3 protein-coding genes are annotated in these 2,589 nt (G+C 64.4%); all 3 read left to right on the top strand.

Going from position 1 to position 2,589, the window contains the following annotated elements; genetic code table 11:
- Positions 1 to 605, top strand: a 605-nt coding sequence (locus tag AC1D01_RS29540) for a bifunctional ornithine acetyltransferase/N-acetylglutamate synthase (RefSeq protein WP_477872771.1), incomplete at its 5' end; no start/stop codon positions are given.
- 209 nt (positions 606 to 814) lie between these two features.
- Entirely contained in the window at positions 815 to 1,675 is an 861-nt protein-coding gene (locus tag AC1D01_RS29535) for a hypothetical protein (protein WP_477872769.1), read from the top strand.
- 17 nt (positions 1,676 to 1,692) lie between these two features.
- The coding region (locus AC1D01_RS29530) for a hypothetical protein (protein WP_477872767.1) at positions 1,693 to 2,589 on the top strand (897 nt) is incomplete at its 3' end.

Below are 2,589 nucleotides of genomic sequence, written 5' to 3'. Positions count from 1 at the left end.
TGCAGCGCCTGGTGAAGGAGGCGGCCGACCTGTCGTTCAACCGCATCACGATCGATGGCGACACGTCGACCAACGACTCGTTCGTCGTCGTCGCGACCGGGCAGGCCGGGCATGCGCCGATCACGAGCGTGGACAGCGCGGAAGGCGCGGCCTTGCGCGAGGCGCTGGTCAGCGTGGCGCAGCAGCTCGCGCAGGCGATCGTGCGCGACGGCGAGGGCGCGACCAAGTTCATCACCGTGCAGGTGGATGCCGGCGCCAGCGAGGCCGAGTGCCAGCAGGTGGCGTATGCGATCGCGCACTCGCCGCTGGTGAAGACGGCCTTCTTCGCGAGCGATCCGAACCTGGGCCGCATCCTGGCGGCGGTGGGCTATGCCGGCATCGCCGACCTCGACCAGACGAAGATCGACCTGTTCCTCGACGACGTGCATGTCGCGAAGCAGGGCGGGCGCAACCCGAACTACCGGGAGGAAGACGGGCAGCGCGTGATGAAGCAGAGCGAGATCGACGTGCGGGTGGTGCTGAACCGCGGGCAGGCAGCGGCGACGGTGTGGACCTGCGACCTGAGCTACGACTACGTCAAGATCAACGCCGATTACCGCAGCTGAGCGGACCGCCGTCGTCGGGCGGCGCTGCAGATTGGCGGCATCGACGGAACCATGTTGCCTGGCGGAGTCACTCATCGACCTCATGAACTTGGAGTCGATGAGATGCATTCGGCGTCGAGCCAGAGCGGTTTGGGATGGGCGCTGCAGGTCATCGTGAGTTGGCAGCCGCCTCCGCGTCTGTGCCTGCCGAACGGCATGGAGGCTCTTGCATGAATGTGTCGGGGCGTGGGTACGTGTCCGGATCGTTCAGGGGGCAACCGGTCCCACAGGGTGAGATCGGCCGAGAGAAGCCGCTTCGGTTCGGGGCGGAGCCGGCCCTGCTTCCAGCCTTCAGCCGGCTGGAGGTGGGCCATTGCGGTGAAATGGGTGGAGCCGCTGAGATTCTGGGTTGCTGCACGGGCATCCCCCACGTGAAGCTGGATTTGTTGTTCGCGGCATCGCTGCCGAAAGGGGTGGCCAAGGCGTTGTCGAACAACTGCTCGATTTCGCGCCTCGATGTCACAGGCGCTGCCGCCATGTCCGTGGAAGACCTGGGATTCTGGATGGCGGCCATCGGCAGGATGAATGGCTTGACGCACCTGACGATCGACATCTCGAGATGGAGCACGCAACAGTGCGGAACCATCGCACGGTGCCTGGGGCGGTTCAGCAATCTCCGCACGCTGGATCTGCTGGGCGGCGGGCAATGCGTGCCGCAGGGTGTGATCGAGGCTGTCCGGACATGCCCATGGCTCCACCACCAGGATGTGGTCGCGTCCACTTCGCAAATCGATTTCGACGACAGTCCGTTGCCGCCGGGATACCTGGRGCCGGTGTTCCATGGGTCGATGGAGGGAAGGAACGCCTTCGATCCTGGCTCGCAGCAGCGGCCGGGCACGCCCTCATGGCAGACCATCGCCATGCCGGTGACGCCATCGACGCCGGGCGTGACGACATACATGAATCCGCCAGCGACGCCGAATCAGGACAACCCGTTCGATCAATTCTTCTTCGGCCAGGTCCCGACACCGTCGGGTGACATCCCCTGGGGGAACGATTTTGCCTGGGGGAGTGACTCATCGACCTCTTGAACAATGGAGTCGAAGAGATGTACTCGATGTCGCGCCAGGTCGGGTTTGGGATGGGGGCCGGGCCAGGCGGGCCCGCAGCGTCTGCGCAGAGCCCCGGTGGCCGGACGGGCTGGCAGGCTCGCCTGCTGGATTTCAGCCAATGTCGCCCCGACGATGAGACGGCGCAATTCGACCTTTCGAACAGCGGGGCCATCTCCGCGCTGCGGGTGATCAATGCGAGGGGTGTGCCGGCAGATCAGTTGTGCGGCTGGATGGAGGCCATCGGCAGGATGAATGGCCTGCAGCATCTGGTGATCGATGTGTCCGGGTTCACGGAAGCGCAGTACTGCGCCATTGCCGCGTGCCTGGGGCCGTTCAGTCCCATCAAGGTGCTGGAATTGCCGGGAGGAGGATCGGCGATTCCGCTGTCGTTGGTTCAGGCCATCCTGAGTTGCCAGCCGCCTCCGCATCTGTGCATGGAGCAACCGGAGTTGCTGGCGAGCGACCTCTCGGCTCCCCTGCCGTTCCAGCTCCACGGTGAAACCCGCGTCGCTGAGCGGAGCATGCCTGCATTGCCTCGAGAGAGCCGTGCGCACGGCGACTTGCAAGACTTGACGCTGCTGGTCAATGGGTATCGCATGACGCTGCGGATGAGTCAACTCTCCGACGCAACGGAGCAGGAGCGCCGCCTTGCATCCAGGCTTTTCAGGTTGTTTGCGTGCAAGCCCGACGGAATCTGCAGCATCGAGGAACTGATGCTGCTTGCAGGAGTCGGCACGTCAGAACTTAACAAAGGGAACATCAAGGGGTTGCGGCGCATGCAGGCGCTGCTCGACTCATTCGAGGCGGCATTGAGCGGTGGCTGCGTGTGCGAGATGGGTGGGTCGGGGTACTACCAACTGGTGAGCGACTCCGGGCGAGCCTCGCAAATCATC

This window comes from Rhizobacter sp. P3_B12, assembly GCF_056402895.1.
This window is presented reverse-complemented; position numbering and strand designations above follow the sequence as displayed.